The organism is Rahnella contaminans, assembly GCF_011065485.1.
Taxonomy (GTDB): Bacteria; Pseudomonadota; Gammaproteobacteria; order Enterobacterales; family Enterobacteriaceae; genus Rahnella; species Rahnella contaminans.
Genome location: NZ_JAADJS010000001.1, coordinates 1455092 through 1473383 on the forward strand (window position 1 = coordinate 1455092; position 18292 = coordinate 1473383).

16 protein-coding genes are annotated in these 18292 nt (G+C 55.3%); 7 read left to right on the top strand and 9 right to left on the bottom strand.

Annotated elements, in window-relative coordinates:
* Window positions 1–72: 72 nt before the first annotated feature.
* A complete protein-coding gene (folE, locus tag GW579_RS06465) occupies window positions 73–738 on the bottom strand; it encodes a GTP cyclohydrolase I FolE (RefSeq protein WP_152324229.1) in 666 nt (221 codons plus the stop codon).
* Between the two features lie 125 nt (window positions 739–863).
* A complete protein-coding gene (locus GW579_RS06470; protein WP_165058135.1) occupies window positions 864–1991 on the bottom strand; it encodes a YbfB/YjiJ family MFS transporter in 1128 nt (375 codons plus the stop codon).
* Between the two features lie 199 nt (window positions 1992–2190).
* On the opposite strand from GW579_RS06470, the gene ptrR reads away from it, so the two are divergent.
* The 3 genes from ptrR to fghA are packed head-to-tail and all read left to right on the top strand — an operon-like array spanning window position 2191 to window position 5159.
* Window positions 2191–3120, top strand: a complete 930-nt coding sequence (gene ptrR / locus GW579_RS06475) for a putrescine utilization regulator PtrR (RefSeq protein WP_152324231.1) — start codon at window positions 2191–2193, stop codon at window positions 3118–3120.
* Window positions 3121–3164: 44 nt separating this feature from the next.
* A complete protein-coding gene (locus GW579_RS06480) occupies window positions 3165–4289 on the top strand; it encodes an S-(hydroxymethyl)glutathione dehydrogenase/class III alcohol dehydrogenase (RefSeq protein ID WP_165058137.1) in 1125 nt (374 codons plus the stop codon).
* A 12-nt stretch (window positions 4290–4301) separates the two neighbouring features.
* A complete protein-coding gene (gene fghA / locus GW579_RS06485) occupies window positions 4302–5159 on the top strand; it encodes an S-formylglutathione hydrolase (RefSeq protein ID WP_165058139.1) in 858 nt (285 codons plus the stop codon).
* Between the two features lie 211 nt (window positions 5160–5370).
* On the opposite strand, the gene gsiD is transcribed toward fghA, so the two are convergent.
* From gsiD to GW579_RS06510, 5 genes are all read right to left on the bottom strand, one after another.
* The gene (gsiD, locus tag GW579_RS06490; protein WP_152324234.1) at window positions 5371–6285 is read right to left on the bottom strand and encodes a glutathione ABC transporter permease GsiD; all 915 of its coding nucleotides are present in this window, start codon (window positions 6283–6285) and stop codon (window positions 5371–5373) included.
* Window positions 6286–6293: 8 nt separating this feature from the next.
* Window positions 6294–7214 carry a glutathione ABC transporter permease GsiC gene (gene gsiC / locus GW579_RS06495; protein WP_152324235.1) on the bottom strand — a complete coding sequence of 307 codons (921 nt, stop codon included), beginning with the start codon at window positions 7212–7214 and terminating at the stop codon, window positions 6294–6296.
* Window positions 7215–7322: 108 nt separating this feature from the next.
* Entirely contained in the window at window positions 7323–8879 is a 1557-nt protein-coding gene (gene gsiB, locus GW579_RS06500; protein ID WP_152324236.1) for a glutathione ABC transporter substrate-binding protein GsiB, read from the bottom strand.
* Window positions 8880–8952: 73 nt separating this feature from the next.
* Window positions 8953–10809 (bottom strand): glutathione ABC transporter ATP-binding protein GsiA, encoded by a 1857-nt coding sequence (gsiA, locus tag GW579_RS06505; protein WP_165058141.1) that lies wholly within the window; start codon window positions 10807–10809, stop codon window positions 8953–8955.
* Complete coding sequence (locus GW579_RS06510; protein WP_152324238.1) at window positions 10806–11819, bottom strand: isoaspartyl peptidase/L-asparaginase family protein; 1014 nt, start codon at window positions 11817–11819, stop codon at window positions 10806–10808. Before GW579_RS06510 ends, gsiA begins: the two co-directional genes overlap by 4 nt.
* Before the next feature lie 282 nt (window positions 11820–12101).
* Between GW579_RS06510 and tsgA (GW579_RS06515) the strand changes: the two genes are divergently transcribed.
* The gene (gene tsgA / locus GW579_RS06515; protein WP_152324239.1) at window positions 12102–13301 is read left to right on the top strand and encodes an MFS transporter TsgA; all 1200 of its coding nucleotides are present in this window, start codon (window positions 12102–12104) and stop codon (window positions 13299–13301) included.
* 90 nt (window positions 13302–13391) lie between these two features.
* Here the strand turns inward: tsgA (GW579_RS06515) and GW579_RS06520 are convergent, their stop codons facing one another.
* On the bottom strand, window positions 13392–14300 hold the full coding sequence (locus GW579_RS06520) for a LysR family transcriptional regulator (protein WP_152324240.1): 909 nt from the start codon (window positions 14298–14300) through the stop codon (window positions 13392–13394).
* Window positions 14301–14459: 159 nt separating this feature from the next.
* Here GW579_RS06520 and xapA point away from each other — a divergent pair, with 159 nt between their 5' ends.
* Together xapA and tsgA (GW579_RS06530) are read left to right on the top strand one after the other, a co-directional pair.
* Window positions 14460–15293: a xanthosine phosphorylase gene (xapA, locus tag GW579_RS06525; RefSeq protein WP_152324241.1), complete on the top strand. Its 834-nt coding sequence runs from the start codon at window positions 14460–14462 to the stop codon at window positions 15291–15293.
* Between the two features lie 9 nt (window positions 15294–15302).
* Window positions 15303–16499 carry an MFS transporter TsgA gene (gene tsgA, locus GW579_RS06530; RefSeq protein WP_165058143.1) on the top strand — a complete coding sequence of 399 codons (1197 nt, stop codon included), beginning with the start codon at window positions 15303–15305 and terminating at the stop codon, window positions 16497–16499.
* Between the two features lie 72 nt (window positions 16500–16571).
* Here the strand turns inward: tsgA (GW579_RS06530) and GW579_RS06535 are convergent, their stop codons facing one another.
* Entirely contained in the window at window positions 16572–16805 is a 234-nt protein-coding gene (locus GW579_RS06535; protein WP_101075987.1) for a DeoR family transcriptional regulator, read from the bottom strand.
* A gap of 245 nt (window positions 16806–17050) precedes the next feature.
* Between GW579_RS06535 and moeA the strand changes: the two genes are divergently transcribed.
* Window positions 17051–18292, top strand: coding sequence for a molybdopterin molybdotransferase MoeA (gene moeA / locus GW579_RS06540; protein ID WP_165058145.1), 1242 nt, complete (start codon window positions 17051–17053; stop codon window positions 18290–18292).

The following is an 18292-nucleotide window of genomic DNA, read 5'->3' on the forward strand; positions in this document are numbered from 1 at the left end:
GGAGAGCCCGATGAGCTGACACAAGTCAGTGATTCGGGTCTCCGAACGCGGCGAACGCAGCTGCAGCTTTATTTACGAAGAATGGCGGACGGTACGCAGGAATTCCTGACGTGTATTCTGGCTGGACTTGAACAGACCGCCCAGAGACGTGGTGGTTGTTGCGCTGGTTGCGTCACGCACGCCGCGGGCTTTCACGCAGTAATGCACGGCATCAATCGACACTGCCACATTTGGCGTGCCGAGCAACGTCTGTAACGCCACCAGAATCTGCTGGGTCAGACGCTCCTGAACCTGCGGACGCTGCGAGAAGAACTGCACAATGCGATTGATTTTCGACAAACCGATCACGGTATCTTTTGGCAGATATGCCACGGTCGCTTTCCCGTCGATGGTCACGAAATGATGTTCGCAGGTGCTGGTCAGGGTGATATCACGCACCGTCACCATCTCATCCACTTTCATCTTGTTTTCGATAACAGTGATTTTCGGGAAGTTCGCGTAATCCAGCCCGGAGAAAATTTCATCAACGTACATCTTCGCGATACGACGCGGCGTTTCCACCAGACTGTCATCGGAGAGATCCAGATTGAGCAATTGCATGATGCCAGTCATATGTTCCTGGATCCGCTGTTTGCGCGTTTCGTTGTCGATCGGCAGGGCTTCACGCAGAGGGGTTTCCAGACCACGGGCTAACAATGCCTCATGGACTAAAATGGCTTCTTTACTCAGGGTTGGCATTCATTCTTCTCCGGCAGGTGTAATCACTTTGACGCAGATCACGCCAAAGTGAGGTGGCTTACTGTAGTGGAGAGCCGGTTCAGAATCCAGTGATAGTGTTTCATGATGGATGAAATAGCTGCAACTTATCGGTTCTGCCGGAAGACCAGCGCGCCGGCAATCACGAAACCGGCCAGCGCGACATACAGGGCCGGTTCCAGATGATGCGTCAGCGCAGTCGAAATCGCAGATAAAATTGGCCCGAACAGCTGCCCGACGGCATAACCGGTGGTGAGCAATCCGGCCATATAACGGCTGTGATTCGGCGCCAGTTCGCGGCTGCATTGCAACGCCAGCTGTACCACGCTGAGGAAACCGCCGCCGGTCAGCAATGCCCCGAGCACCAGCCCGGTCACGCCCGGCACGACTTCCGCACACAAAATCCCCAGTCCCTGCGCCCATAATGTCAGCGCCAGACGTTTATGCGTCGTCAGGCAATGGCGGGTCAGAATACCTATCACGATGCCGACAACCGCCGCGCCGCCGAACACCGGCCAGACAAACTGTGCAAACAGGCTGTCAGGAAAACGTGCCGTCGCCATCTGCGATAAAAATGTCGCGGGAAGGATGTACCCAAAGCCCGCCAGACTGTAACTCCACACCAGACGTTTCAGCGCCGGTGTCATGACCAGCGGTTCTGTCGCCACGTGGGAACGATGTAAATCACCTTTACGGGGCAGATTCGGCGTGATAATTGCCACAAAAATCAGCGCCAGCACACCGTAAACGCACCAGGCCTGTGCCGAGGACAGCTGTAAACTGTGGATACCTACGGCTAACATGCCGCTCAGGAAAATCCCGGCACCCGGACCGGCGAATACCGCCGCGCTCATCGCCGGACGGCCAAAATGCGCCAGCCGTTCGTTACACCATGCGGAGACCATCACCATCGCCCAGCCGCTGGTCCAGCCGATCAGGAAGCGCACGATGCTGTGCAGCACTTCGCCGGAAATCACCGCCGACAGTAATGTCAGTACTACGCCGCCCCACACACCCAGCCATAACCGGCGTTCGAGGTGTTTGGTCGCACGCATTCCGTCAAACGCGCCACACAGATAACCCAGATAATTGAATGCCGCGACCAGCCCCGCGCCGGTCAGCGTGAACTGATGTTCAGCTATCATTAAAGGAACCTGCGGCGTGAAGGCGAAGCGCCCGATACCCATCGCGACCACAAAAGCCAGAAAACCACTAAGCGCAATACGAAAAGCCATAACTGCTCCGCTGTAAGAAACCGCAATGCAACATGTCAGAAACAATGAATAAACATACTCAAAGCCTGTTGCTGAAAACAGCAGATTTCTTAAAAGAAAGTTAATTGGAAGTTGTGGCTATGATGCCTTATGAGTACAATCACGAAAACTGAATAATACAAACCAAGTTGTTTACGATTCGAGAACACAGGAACCCATCATGGATCTGACTCAGTTACGGATGTTTTGCTGCGTAGCGGAAACCGGTTCGCTGGCGCGTGCGGCAGAGCAACTCCACCGCGTGCCTTCAAACCTGACCACCCGCCTGCGCCAGCTCGAACTTGAACTGGGCACCGATTTGTTCATCCGCGAAAAACAGCGTATCCGCCTTTCCGCGATGGGCCACAACTTCCTTAACTACGCCGAGCGCATTCTTGCGCTGAGCGATGAAGCGATGAGCATCACCCATGCCGGAGAACCTGCCGGGAATTTCGCGCTGGGCTCGATGGAAAGCACCGCAGCAACGCGTCTGCCTTCGTTGCTGGCGGCTTATCATCAGAAATTTCCCCAGGTGGCATTGTCGCTGGTGACCGCCACTTCCGGCGAAACTATCGACAGCGTGCGTGCCGGACGTCTCGCTGCGGCGCTGGTTGATGGTCCGATAGATTTTGACGACATCAACGGCTGTATCTCATTTCGCGAACGCATGGTGGTGATCAGCCCGCTGGGTGAATCGCCACTCGTCGTACCTGCTGGTCGCAGCGGTCATACCGTATTTGCCTTCCGCCCGAGCTGTTCCTATCGCCAGCGTTTGCAGGGCTGGATTAAGGAAATGAATGTGCCGGTTGCCAATACGATGGAGATTCAGTCCTATCATTCAATGATGGCCTGCGTTGCCAGCGGTGCGGGTATCGCGATGATCCCGCGTTCGGTGCTGGAACAATTGCCCGGCCACGAACGCGTAGAAATTCACGAAATTCCGGATGAATTCGCCGATACCGCTACCTGGCTTATCTGGCGCAGGGACGCTTTCAGCCCGAATGTCCGGGCGCTGAAAGAACTGATTATCGAACAGAATGACGGTGTGATCCCGTTACTGAAACACCCTCTGGCCGGCGAACATGACCCGGCACTGCATCCGACTTATTAACCTGAAATCTGATTAAGCTAAAAACACCTGACTGGAGCAACATAATGGAAATGATTAAAACACGTGCGGCCGTCGCCTGGGGCCCGAATCAACCTCTGTCCATCGAAGAAGTCGATTTGATGCCACCACAAAAAGGCGAAGTGCTGGTGCGTATCGTTGCCAGCGGCGTATGCCACACCGACGCCTACACCCTGTCCGGCAAAGATCCGGAAGGCGTTTTCCCCGCAATCCTCGGCCATGAAGGCGGTGGTGTAGTAGAAGCTGTCGGCGAAGGCGTCACCAGCGTGGCCGTTGGCGACCACGTGATCCCGCTGTACACGCCGGAATGTGGCGAGTGTAAGTTCTGTAAGTCCGGCAAAACTAACCTGTGTCAGGCTATCCGTACCACGCAGGGTAAAGGCCTGATGCCGGACGGCACTACCCGTTTCTTCAAAGACGGCAAGCCGATTTTCCATTACATGGGCACCTCGACTTTCTCCGAATACACCGTCGTCCCTGAGATTTCTCTGGCGAAAATCAACAAAGAAGCGCCGCTGGAAGAAGTGTGTCTGCTCGGTTGTGGCGTGACCACCGGCATGGGCGCGGTGATGAATACCGCTAAAGTGCAAAAAGGCGACACCGTGGCGATCTTCGGCCTCGGCGGCATCGGCCTTTCGGCGATTATCGGCGCCGTGATGGCGGGCGCAGGCCGCATCATCGGTATCGATCTGAACACCAGCAAGTTCGATCTGGCCCGTAAACTCGGCGCAACCGATCTGATTAACCCGAAAGATTTTGATAAGCCGATTCAGGACGTGATCGTCGAAATGACCGACGGCGGCGTGGACTTCTCCTTCGAATGTATCGGCAACGTGAACGTGATGCGTTCCGCGCTGGAATGCTGTCATAAAGGCTGGGGCGAATCCGTGATTATCGGCGTTGCCGGTGCCGGTGAAGAAATCTCCACCCGTCCGTTCCAGCTGGTAACCGGCCGCGTATGGCGGGGTTCCGCATTCGGTGGCGTCAAAGGCCGCAGCCAGCTACCGGGCATTGTAGAGCGTTATCTGGACGGCGAATTCGCCCTGAACGATTTCATCACTCACACCATGCCGCTGGAAGAAATCAACGAAGCGTTCGATTTGATGCACGAAGGTAAGTCTATCCGTACGGTTATTCATTTTAACAAGTAAGGAAAGTTTTCGATGAGCAGCTCGATTGAACTACTCGAAGAACACCGGATGTTTGGCGGCTGGCAGCAGCGCTACCGCCATACTTCGGCCAGCCTGAATTGTGGCATGACGTTCAGCATCTATCTGCCACCGGCAAAAGATGACACGCCCCCGCCGGTGCTGTACTGGCTGTCGGGCCTGACCTGCAATGATGAAAACTTCACGCTGAAAGCCGGGGCGCAGCGCGTCGCGGCTGAGCTTGGGCTGATTCTGGTGATGCCGGATACCAGCCCGCGCGGCGAAGGTGTCGCCAACGACGAAGGCTACGATCTCGGTCAGGGCGCAGGATTTTATCTGAACGCCACCCGGTCGCCGTGGGCCGCGCATTACCAGATGTACGATTACCTGCTCGACGAATTGCCTGCGCTTATCAGCGGGCATTTCAACGTCAGCGATCGTCAGTCGATTTTCGGTCACTCCATGGGCGGCCACGGTGCGCTGATGCTGGCGTTACGTAATCCGCACCGCTTCTGTTCAGTTTCCGCGTTTGCACCCATTGTGAATCCGGCGCAGGTTCCGTGGGGACGCAAAGCCTTCTGTGCGTATCTGGGTGACGACGAAAGTCAGTGGCTGCAATACGACAGTTGCCATCTGCTGAGTGCATTGCCGGCAGATCAGAAGCCATTCCCGATTTTAGTCGATCAGGGTGATGGCGATCAGTTTCTCGCAGATCAGCTGCAACCGGCAAAACTGGCCGAAATCGCCCGTCAGCGCGGCTGGCCGTTACAGCTTCGCGTCCAGCCAGGGTACGATCACAGCTACTTTACGATTGCCTCGTTTGTGGAAGATCACCTGCAATTCCATGCAGAGTTTTTGCACTCCAGGGCATGAGGGCGTAATGCCTTTCAATGCTGAATGAGAGAATTTCGGTTTCTCACTTGCAGTGGTCACTCAACGCGCTGTGCCGAAACCGCCCAAGAGAGGGAAAGCACTTCCCGCTCTTGGGCGGTTTCGAATACCGTAGGTTCTGTGAAGGCTGTTTATGAGAAACCGAAATCTTCGAGATTCAGATAAAAAAGGGGCTTTGGGGAACCCCAAAATCTCAGCTCTTCAATTTCGGATCCAGCGCGTCCCGTAATCCATCGCCCAGTAAATTAAATGCCAGAACGGTGAGGAATATCGCCAGACTTGGGAATATGGCCACGTGCGGTGCCATGACCATGTCGGCACGGGCCTCGTTGAGCATGGCGCCCCACTCCGGCGTCGGGGGTTGCGCGCCCATTCCCAGGAACGACAGGCTGGCAGCGGTGATAATAGATGTACCAATGCGCATGGTGAAATACACCACTATCGACGACAACGTGCCCGGCAGGATATGACGGAACAAAATCGTGGCGTCGGATGCCCCGATGCTGCGTGCCGATTCAATATAAGTTTGCTGTTTCAGCACCAGCGTATTACCACGCACCAGACGTGCGAACGCCGGGATGCTGAAGATAGCAACCGCGATAATCACATTCGACATGCCGTTACCCATCACGGCAACCACGGCAATCGCCAGCAGGATACCGGGGAAAGCAAACAGCACGTCGCAAACGCGCATGGTGATGCGATCCCACCAGCCCTCGTAATATCCGGCCAGTAATCCGAACACAGTGCCGATAACTGCGCCGAGTACCACAGACATTACGCCGGCGGTGAGTGATATCCGCGCGCCCATCAGGATACGGCTGAAAATATCCCGCCCGAGTGAATCCACACCGAGCCAGTGCATCACCGACGGACCTTCGTTCAGACGGTCGTAATCGAAGTAATTTTCCGGATCAAAGGGCACCAGCCACGGCGCAAAGATCGCAGCGGCAATCAGTAAAAGAATGAAAACGCCCGCAATCATCGCGATATGTTGCCGGCGAAAGCGCCGCCAGAACGCTTTCCACGGCGTTCTTACCGCCTGCGAAGTTTCGGATGTGATTATCGGCAAGCTCGCCAGTACGGCATTTCTCCGCCAGTTTTTCATGCGACTGCTCACTTGTATCGGATAGAAGGGTTAATCACGGCGTACAGCATGTCCACCAGCAGATTGATGAGGATGAATTCGAGAGAGAAGAGCAGTACCTCGGCCTGGATCACCGGATAATCACGCATCTCCACGGAATCTACCAGCAACCGCCCTAACCCCGGCCAGTTGAAGACTTTCTCGACCACAATCGAGCCCCCCAGCAGGAACCCAAACTGTAATCCCATCATGGTCACAACCGGGATCATGGCGTTGCGTAGCCCGTGTTTTACCACCACAACGGCTTCATGAACGCCCTTCGCCCGCGCCGTGCGCATGTAATCTTCCTGCATAACTTCGACAAAAGACGCCCGGGTAAAGCGCGCCATAATGGCCGCCACCGCCGCGCCCAGCGTGATGGACGGCAGAATATAATGCTGCCAGCCGTCAGCCCCGACGGTCGGCAACCAGCCCAGTTCAACGGAGAAAACCTGCATCAGCAGCATACCCAGCGCAAAGGCCGGGAAAGAGATACCGGAAACAGCGAGCGCCATGCCCAGACGATCCGGCCAGCGGTTGCGCCAGACGGCGGAGACTACGCCAATGAGCAGCCCGATAATCACCGACCACAGCATGCTGGTCAGCGTCAGCCAGAAGGTCGGCATAAAGCGGGAGCTGATTTCATCAATGACCGGGCGTTTGGACACCATCGAGTGCCCGAAATCACCGGTCAGCGCGTTGCCGAAGAAGGTGAGGAATTGCTGATAGAGCGGCTTATCCAGCCCTAAATCCTGACGGACCAGCGCCACGACGCTGGCGTCTGCGTCCTGTCCGGCCATCAGACGCGCCGGATCGCCCGGCAAAAGATGTACAAATAAAAAGACCAGCACTGCCACAATCAGCAATGTCGGAATCAGTCCCAGTAATCGTTTCAGAAAATAATTAAGCATGATTCGCTGTCTGTGATTTCACGGTATGACATCCCTATTCCGTCTGCGGAACACGTAAGTTCAGGGCGCGGAAACTTTGAACCCGCACCCTGAAAGCTTCACCGCATATTATTTCACATCGGCATCATCAAAGCTGAATGCCGTATCCGGCATCACATAGAAACCTGTCAGACGTTTGTTGTTGGCAGAAACCAGACGTTCAGTCACCAGGAATGCCCACGGCGCGTCGGTCCAGATTTGTTTCTGGGCATCGGCGTACAGTTTGGCTTTCTCCGCTTTGTCAGTGGTTTTCAGCGCGTCGGACAAATCTTTATCCACCTGCGCATTGCTGTAGAACGCCGTATTGAATTGTTTCGGTGGCGCAGCCTGGGTTGAGAACAGCGGCGACAGCGCCCAGTCAGCTTCGCCCGTTGATGCCGACCAGCCGGTATAGAACATGCGGATACCTGCTTCTTTCTGCCCGACGTTCTCCACCTGAGCGGCACGCTGTGCGGCATCCATCGCAGTGACCGTCACTTTGATACCGACCTGCGCCAGCTGCTGTTGCGTGAACTGCAACACTTTTTGCGCGGTGCTGTTGTTATGTGAAGACCACAGCGTGGTGGTAAAGCCGTCCGGATAACCCGCTTCTTTCAGAAGTTGTTTGGCTTTTGCCGGATCGTATGGCCACGGTTTGAATTTCGCGGCGTACTCAATTCCCTGCGGCAATGGCCCTTCGGAAGGCACAGCGTAACCGGCAAACGCGACTTTAATCAGCGCCTGTTTGTTGATAGCGTAGTTGATCGCCTCACGCACTTTCACGTTATCGAACGGTTTTTGCGTCACGTTAAAGCTGATGTAACGATGCAAAATTGACGGCGCGGCCACCAGATCCAGTTTCGGGTTTTTCTCCAGCAGCGCGGCCTGCTCGTAAGGCACCGGGAACGCCAGATCAGCTTCACCGGTTTGCAGCATCGCGGCGCGGGTGTTGTTATCTACAACCGGACGCCAGGTGATGGTATCGAGTTTAGGCTCGCCTTTTTTCCAGTAACCGTCGAATTTCTTCACTTTCACGAAGTCGGTTTGGTTCCACTGATCCAGCGTATACGGGCCGGTGCCCACCGGATGGAAACCGATCTCTTTGCCGTATTTGGTCAGCGCCGCCGGGGAAATAATCACAGCCGATGGGTGTGCCAGAATATTGATGAACGCCGAGAACGGTTCTTTGAGCGTAATTTTCACGGTCGTGTCATCCACCGCTTCCGTGCTGGCGATATTTTTAAACAGGTTGTAACGCTTGAGATGATTGTCAGGATTGCTGGCGCGATCAAAGTTAACTTTTACCGCCGCCGCGTTGAAGTCGGTGCCGTCCTGGAATTTCACGCCCGGATGCAGCTTGATGGTGTAAACCAGCCCGTCCTTGCTGACCGTGTAGCTGTCCGCCAGCACGTTTTCCAACTTCATGTTTTTATCGAAGCCAAACAGCCCCTGATAGAAGGATTTTGCCACCGCCTGCGACAAGGTGTCATTCGCATCATAAGGATCAAGCGAGGTGAAGTTAGAGCCTACGGCGATCACAACGTCTTTGGCAGCCCATGCTGAAGCTGAAGCCAGAGAACCGAAAATAGCGGCAGCGAGCACCGCCTGGCGGATCACGTTCTTACCTTTACGTTTCTGCTGATTCATGTCAGTTCCTTTTCCTGTCTTACCCGTTTGTCTTACAAAGAATTGGCGCTTAAAAAACAAGCCACCACAAAAATCAGTAAAGCCCCGCGATAGCATGCCGGGCGACAAAGTGCCCTTCGCCCACCTGAACCAGCGGGGCGACCAGCGGCTCGTCGTTGAGCGCACGGATCGGGCTGGGGATTTCATCCACCAGCAAGGCCTGTTCTTTTCTTTTATGCGCCGGATCGGCCACCGGCACCGCCGCCATCAGTTTGCGGGTATACGCGTGCTGCGGATTTTCAAACACCGCACGCCGCGTGCCGATTTCAACGATTTGCCCCAGATACATCACCGCCACGCGATGGCTGATACGCTCGACGACCGCCATGTCGTGCGAAATAAACAAAAACGCCAGCCCGAACTCTTTCTGTAAATCCATCAGCAAATTAATGATTTGCGCACGGATCGACACATCGAGGGCAGAAACGGATTCATCCGCAATCACCACTTTGGGATTGAGCGCCAGTGCCCGCGCGATACAAATTCGCTGCCGCTGGCCGCCGGAAAATTCGTGAGGATAGCGCTGCGCGTGTTCCGGCAGCAGCCCGACTTTTTCCAGCAGCCAGGCGACGCGCGCCTCGGCCTCTGCGCCTTTCGCCAGATTGTGCACCAGCAAAGGCTCCATAATCGAATACCCGACTGTCAGCCGCGGATCGAGCGAGGCGTACGGATCCTGAAAAATAAACTGAATATCGCGGCGCAGGTGTTGCAGCGCACTGCCGGTGACATCGGTCAGCACCTGGCCGTTAAACGTAATTGTTCCGCCCTGGCTTTTCACCAGTTTCAGCAGCGAACGCCCAGTGGTGGATTTTCCGCAACCGGATTCGCCCACCAGCGCCAGCGTTTCACCCGGATGTAAGTCAAAGCTGACTTTTTCCACGGCATGTACGCGGCGCGTCACACGGTTGAAAATTCCACTGCGCAAATCAAAACGCGTGACGAGATCACGAACCTCCAAAACCGGCGCCGCACCCGGCGTCAGGGTGTCCTGCACCAGTTCCGGGTCACTTTCTTTTTGCTCCTGCACAGGGAAACGCGCGGGCAACGGTTTACCGGCCATCGAGCCTAATTTGGGTACCGCCGCCAGCAGCGAGCGGGTATAGGGCTGTTGCGGCGCACGGAAAATCGCGCCCACGTCGCCGGTTTCCACGCTGTTGCCCTGATGCATCACCAGCACGCGGTCGGCAATTTCAGCCACCACACCCATATCGTGGGTGATAAAAATCACGCCCATGTGCATCTCTTTTTGCAGCACACGGATCAGTTGTAAAATCTGCGCCTGAATCGTCACATCCAGCGCCGTCGTCGGTTCATCGGCTATCAGTAACGCAGGCTTGCAGGAGAGCGCCATCGCGATCATCACCCGCTGGCGCATACCGCCGGAAAGCTGATGCGGATAGCTGTCGAGAATATTGCGGGCTTCAGGAATACGCACCAGATCCAGCATGCGCAACGCTTCGGCACGGGCGGCGCGGTGGTCTTTATCCTGATGCAGACGGATTGACTCGGCGATCTGCTCGCCCACCGGAAACACCGGATTGAGCGAGGTCATCGGTTCCTGAAATATCATCGCCATATCCGCACCGCGTAAACTGCGCATGGCGGGTTGCGTCGCCGCGATGAGATCGACCACTTCGCCATTTCGACGGCGAAACTGCATTTGGCCCTGCGTTATCTGCCCGCCGCCTTGTTCCACCAGACGCATCAGCGCCAGCGACGTCACGGATTTACCTGAGCCGGATTCGCCGACTATCGCCAGCGTTTCGCCACGCCTGACCTGAAAACTGAGATTATTCACAGCCGGAATAATTTGCCCTTCATGCGAAAACTGCACGCTGAGCTGGCTGACGGCCAGAACGTGGTCGGGAGGCAGGGTCAGGGAACGGTTCATGAGCGGTAAATACTGACGACCGGCGCGTCGCCCACGCGGGCAAATCCGCGGTACATGCCTTCACTGTTGAAAGGCAGTTCGACGTTGCCAAATTTATCCACAGCAATCATTCCTCCGCTCCCGCCCATCGGCAGCAGTTTTTCCTGCACCACTTTGTGCGTGGCTTCTTCGAGCGTTAAACCGGCGTATTCAATCAATGCCGCAACGTCATACGCCGCGACCGTGCGCATAAAGACTTCGCCGGTGCCGGTGCTGGAAATCGCCACAGTGTTATTGCTGGCGTAGCAGCCTGCACCAATAATCGGGCTGTCGCCGACGCGTCCGGCCTGTTTGTTGGTCATGCCGCCGGTGGACGTCGCCGCCGCCAGGTTGCCCTGCCCGTCCATCGCCACCGCGCCGACGGTGCCAAATTTATGTTCCGGATCGATCGGGTCGCCAGACGGCTGAGCATTCAGGGACGCCCCGTCGTGATCGAGCATCACGCCGCCGTCTGCCGCAATCGCGCGCTGCAACTGTTCGAAACGTTCCTGGGTGTAGAAGAATTCCGGCTCTACCATTTCCTGCCCGTGCTCGCGGGCAAACGCTTCCGCACCCGCGCCGGTAAACATGACATGCGGGCTGTTTTCCAGCACCTTGCGCGCGGTGAGAATCGGGTTGCGGATATGATTAACGCAGCTGATGGCACCGGCCTCCAGCGTACGGCCATCCATGATGCAGGCATCCAGCTCATGCGTGCCCTGATGCGTGAAAACGGCCCCTTTTCCGGCATTAAATAACGGGCATTCTTCCAGTAAACGCACCGCTTCAGTCACCGCATCCAGTGCGCTGCCGCCCGCCGCCAGAATGGCCTGCCCGCTGGCAACAATACGTTCCAGCTCGGCTAAATAATGTTGTTCTTTTTCACGACTCATTGCTGCGCGGGTAATCGCCCCGGCACCGCCGTGAATGGCAATGACCGGACGCTTCTTGTCCGAAACGGAACTCGCTGAATTATCAGTAGAAGAACTCATTAGAACTGCACCCTGAGTTGTTGTATTTATGTATACAGAAAGTGATGTTGCCCTGTTTTTTGACTATATTTAGCCCGCTACAGTATGTAAAGCAGAAATGTAAAACTACAAAAACGCGCTAATTGCTTAGATTGTTTAAGAAAATCAAATACGAAGATTGAATAAACGTCCAAGACAAACCGTAAAAGAACAGGAATAATAATCGTCCTAACCGCAGATATAAGCACCTCTGGCAAAGCTTACTGTGGCCTTCTTATATTTTTTATTTTTAGGAAATCAGTTATGGAAACTGTTTATAACCGCCGTCGGATCAACGTGATCTCTTGGCTAAGTTACTTCTTTACCGGTGGGCTGGTTTCCACTTTAGGGATTGTCATCGGCCCGGTGGCGACCGCTTTCAATAAAGAGCCTGCATTTATCGGCCTGATGTTCTCGCTGATGAACATCGGTTTGTTCCTGCCGATCATGATAAGCGGCATTCTGATGCGTAAGTTCGATCTCGGTAAGCAGCTGATTACTGGTTCAATTATCACTATTCTGACCTGTATCGCGCTGTTCGTGATGCCGTCCATCACATTGTTCGGCGTCGGGGTATTCCTGATTGGTGCGACAGCGGGCCTGATGATGTCTATCGGCAGCTATCTGGTTGTGCGCATCAACGATGACCCGAAAAAGCGTTCTGCTAACCTGATTTTCACCGACTTCTTCTTTGCGCTTTCTGGCATGACGCTGTCGCTGGTGCTCGGTTTCCTGTTCAAACACGGCGCAAGCTGGCTGGCGATGTACGGCATTATGGGCACCCTGAGCGTGCTGATGATTTTGCTGTGCGTGGGCCAGAAATTTCCGGTTGTCGCTAAACCGGACGCCGTGGCAAAACAAGATCGTGAAGCGAAAGAGCCGTGGGGCTTTGCCGCGTATGTGCTGTGTTTTGCACTGTTTGCCTTCGTCTTCAGCGAACTGGTGTTCACCCTGTGGATGCCAAGCTGGTTGCATGAACACTTTGGTCTGGACACTGACCGCGCAGCGATTTACATCACCACCTACTGGATGGTGAAAGCGATTGGCCTGTTCCTTAACCAGTTCACCGTGCGTTTCGTCAAACTGCGTACGTTCCTTTTTGCCTCCGCGATTGTCGGCTTAATCAGCCTGTGCGTAGTGACGCACAGCGAAAACACGGCGCTGGTAATGGCTGCGGTGGGCGTGTTCGGGTTCTGTAACTCAGGGATGTTCTCCGGCCTGATGAGCTACGGCAGCCTGCAGGTGAAAAACTCACCGCCAACGCTGACCTCTGCCCTGCTGACCACCGCGTCAGTCGGCACGCTGATTTTCGCGTCATTCTCTTCGTTCATTTACCGCGAATACGGCCTGTTCTGGGCGCTGAATATCGCCACCGTTTCTTACGTGCTTCTGGTGCTGGCGGTGATCATTGCCGGTATCCGCAGTAAAGCAGAAAAGATTCATCGCGAAATGTCTGTCGGCTGAATGACAGACTGAGTTGTGAAAAAGCCGCAGGAAAGTTCAAAGTTCCAGCGGCTTTATTTTTTGGCTGAGAATTGTCAGAAGCAAAATGAATCAGAGCAGATCAAGAAACCGCGCCGTCGCCGGTGTCACCGAATCCGCCTGATAAATTGCGTAGAGATCGGCAGGCAGCATTTCCGTCAGCGCGCAAAATCGCACACCCGGCCAGTGGATCCGTGCATAACTTTCCGGCAATAACGTAATTCCGTAACCGTTCGCCACCAGTGCCAGCGCAGTCTGCGGCTCATTCACCTGCTGTTTCACCTGCGGCAGAAAACCGTGCTGACGGCACATCGAATATAAATAACTGCCCAGACTCGACGTGTTCATCGGCATCAGAATAAAATCCTCATTCGCCAGCTGGCTGAACGCCACACTGTTTCTGATCGCCAGCGGATGATTCTCTGACAGCGCCACGGCCACGTTCTCACGCCCCATCAGCTTGCTCGATAACCCCTGCGGCAGCGCCAGCTTGGCCTCTCGCCAGATACCGATATCAATCCTTTGCAGCTGCAACGCGTCGATTTGCTGAACCGGCGTAAGTTCGGTAATCGACCAGCTGATTTCCGGCGCATGCCTGCCGAAATTGTTCAGCACGGGCATCAGCGGCCCCCAGGCGGCAGTGCCCACCGTACCAAACTGAATATGCCCGATTTCCCCCCGGCCAATCTTACGTACCTGATGCAAGGAACGGTTGATGCTGTCGAGCATCAGCCCTGCTTCACGCATCAGCGCCGCGCCCGCCGGTGTCAGCGACACGGAACGGGTGGTACGCAGAAATAGCGGCGTACCGAGAAGATGTTCCAGCTCTTTGATATGCAGGCTCAGCGGCGGCTGCGACATATTGAGCCGCACCGCCGCTTTGCTGAAACTCAGTTCCTCGGCCACGACGCGAAAGTAGTGCAGCAGGCGGAGATTAATCTGGCCGAGATCGAAAACTGAATCGGTGAATGGTCGCGTCACATTTTCTCCAGCAACATTTATTTTCCCTTAAATATTAGCGTATTGGATTTATAGATTTTGACTATAAATCCCGGCGGCGAACGGTATTAGACGCCACAGGCCGCTCACCCTAGCATTGCCTTCAACTCAACCCTACTGTCAATAATGAGAGAAGTGATCATGCTCAATAACAACGCGTTTGACTGTGCAGCAATTATCCGCCAGCGTGCCCCGGGCTTTATCCCACGCGCCGCGCTTATTTTAGGTTCCGGCCTCGGCACGCTGTGTGACGATATGTCCGGTGCGATTACCATTCCTTATCACGACCTGCCGGGGTTCCCTCAAAGCAGCGTCGTCGGCCACGCCGGTGAACTGGTTCTGGGCCATCTCGAAGGTGTACCGGTAATGTGCATGAAAGGCCGCGGCCATATGTATGAAGGCCACGGTATGTCGGTAATGACCAGCGCCGTCCGCACTTTCAAACTGTTGGGCTGTGAATTCCTGCTGGCGACTAACGCCGCCGGATCCATGCGCAAAGAAGTCGCGCCGGGTCGTTTGGTTGCGCTCACCGACCACGTCAGCTTTATGCCGGAATCCCCGCTGGCTGGCCCGAATGACGACCGTTTCGGCCCGCGCTTCTTCAGCCTCGCGAACGCCTATGACAAAGATCTGCGCGCGCAGCTTCACGCTGTCGCCGGCAAACTGGATATCGACGTGGCAGAAGGCGTATTCGCCGCCTACACCGGCCCGAACTTCGAAACGCCTGCGGAAATCCGCATGATGCAAACCCTCGGCTGCGACGTCGTCGGCATGTCTATCGTGCCGGAAGTAATTTCCGCGCGACACTGCGGCCTCAAAGTGCTGGCGGTTTCTGCCATGACTAACTTTGCCGAAGGTCTATCCGACACCCCGCTTTCCCACGAACAAACCCTGAGCTGCGCAAAACTGGCGGTGGGTGATTTCACCCGACTGATCCGCGCGTTCTTCGCCGACCTGTCAGCGGCTGGGAAATAAGGGACTTCTATGGAACAGGCATTCAACCGCCAGCGGATCAATATGATTTCCTGGCTGAGTTATTTCTTCACCGGTGCGCTGGTTTCAACGCTCGGGATCGTAATCGGCCCGGTGTCGCAGGCGTTTGGCAAAGACCCCGGATTTATCGGACAGATGTTTACGCTGATGAACATCGGCCTGTTCCTGCCGATCATGATAAGCGGCGTGCTGATGCGCAAATTCAATCTGGGCAAACAGCTGATTACCGGCTCAACCGTCTCTGTACTGACCTGCATCGCGCTGTTCCTGATGCCGACCATCACCATGTTCGGTATCGGCGTTTTCCTGATTGGCGCGGCGTCCGGCATCATGATGTCCATCGGCAGCTATCTGGTCGTACGCATCAATGAAGATCCGAAGAAACGCTCGGCGAACCTGATTCTCACCGATTTCTTCTTTGCACTGGCGGGTGTGATTCTGTCGCTGCTGCTGGGATATTTGTTCCAGCATGGCGCAAGCTGGCTGGCGATGTACGGCGTCATGGCGGTGCTGAGCCTGATGATGATCGTGCTGTGCGCCGGGCAGAAATTCCCGTCGATTCCGCAGGCTGCTGAGAAAGAATCATCAACCGGCCAGCAGCACGACCGCTGGGGCGTTTCGGTGTGGGTGTTGTGCTTCGCGCTGTTTGCTTTCCTGCTGGCGGAACCGGTGTTCACCATGTGGCTGCCAAGCTGGCTGAAAGAGCATTTCGGGATGGCGGCTGACCGCGCGGCGTTCTACATCACGACCTACTGGACCGTGAAATCCATCGGCCTGTTTGTGAATCAGTTCACCGTTCGCTTCGTGAAACTGCGCACGTATCTGCTGATTTCAGCGGGTGTCGGGCTGGTGAGCCTGGCCGTGGCGGCCAACAGCGGGAACCCGATGCTTATCCTGATTTGCGCTGGTCTGTTTGGCTTCTGCAATTCCGGCCTGTTCTCAGGCATCATGAGCTACGGCAGTTTGCAGGTCAGAAATTCGCCGCCAACGCTGACGTCAGCCTTGCTGACTATCGGCACCATCGGGACGCTGATCTTCTCCACGTTGTCGTCGCTGGTGTACAGCCAGTACGGGTTATTCTGGGCACTGAATACTGCGACCATCGCTTACGTCTTCCTGCTGGCGGCGCTGATTTTTGCCTCGGTCAACAGCAAAGCCGAAGCGCTGGAGCAACAACCGTCGCACTGATTTTCTTAAATATTGTGTATAAAAAAGGGAAGACTCTGCGGAGCCTTCCCTTTTCTTATTTCACTGCCACGATTAAAGCTGGGGGCAGCGCTGCAAACTGTTGAGCCAGGATGTTTCAGGCTGAGCAACCAGACGACGGGCTCGACCGTGACGACGCAGAATCAATCCTTTATCCTGCATTTCACTCAGGTCACGACGAATGGTTTCAAGACTTACATCCAGCGATTGTGCCAGTTCGCTTACCTGTAACACTTCATGCTGTTCTACCAACTGAAGGATGGCCTGATGGCGATTTTTTTTAAGCACCGGTTATTCCTGTATATTTGACAGTTGTGTGACCCATGTCACAAATAACGGAAACCATCATACCTGCGTTACATTGTTAATTTTGGGATCGATCTCAATTTTTCAGGAATCCCCACGAAGTTTTTACGCCTTCCGCAATTTTTGGTTCGCCGCGTTTCTCTGTCATACTATGCGCATGCTCCAAATCCCCGCCCGGTTCCGGTGAAAACACCCGTCCCGCCGGGATGAACCTCAAAGGAATTTTCATGGAATTCAATACTGCCGGTCTGATCTCGCTGGAAGAAGCGCTGGAAAAAATGCGCGCTTATGTCCCGTCCAAAACAGCGAAAGATACCGAATCTCTCCCGCTCGCTGCCGCCGCAGGCCGCATTACCGCCACGCCGGTGAAATCCCCGGTTTTCGTCCCGCCTTTTGATAATTCCGCGATGGACGGTTACGCCGTGCGCTGCGCCGATTTGCACACAGACGCCGTTCTGCCTGTGGCAGGTAAAGCCTTTGCCGGTGCGCCTTTCCACGGTGAATGGCCTGCCGGAACCTGTATCCGCATCATGACCGGCGCGCCGGTTCCGCAAGGTGCCGGCGCGGTGATCATGCAGGAACAGGCCGACGTGTCAGAAGCGGGCGTGCGGTTTACCGCAGAAGTGCATAAAGGCCAGAATATCCGTCTGACCGGCGACGACATCAAACAAGGCGACAGCGTGCTGCCTGCCGGTGTGCGTCTCGGCGCAGCTGAATTGCCACTGCTGGCTTCTTTAGGCGTGACGGAAGTTAACGTCTGGAAGGCGCTGAAAGTCGCGGTGTTTTCGACCGGGGACGAACTGCAACCCGTCGGGACGCCGTTAGAGGAAGGCCAGATTTACGACACCAACCGTTTCGCCGTGCGTCTGATGCTCGAACAGCTCGGCTGCACCGTACTGGATTTAGGGATAATCCGCGATAATCCGCAGGCGCTGCGCACAGCCTTTGAAGAAGCCAATGCCTTTGCCGATCTGGTGATTTCCAGCGGTGGCGTGTCCGTGGGCGAAGCGGATTACACCAAGCAAATGCTCGATGAACTGGGCGAAATTGGTTTCTGGAAACTGGCGATGAAACCGGGTAAACCCTTTGCATTCGGAAAACTGAAAAACAGCTGGTTCTGCGGTCTGCCGGGTAATCCGGTTTCTGCTGCACTGACGTTTTATCAACTGGTGCAACCGTTTATCGCTCAGCTTTCCGGCCACACCGCCTGGAAGTTCCCGCCGCGCCTGAAAGCTAAAGCCGTGACACCGCTAAAGAAATCCGCCGGACGCCTGGATTTCCAGCGCGGTATTTTCAGCACAAATGCCGAAGGCCAGCTCGAAGTACGCACCACCGGCCATCAGGGCTCGCACGTCTTTAGTTCGTTCAGCCTCGCAAACTGTTTTGTGGTGCTTGAACGTGAGCGCGAAAACGTCGCCGCAGGCGAAATCGTAGAAATCGAACCTTTCAACGCCCTGCTTAGGAGCTGA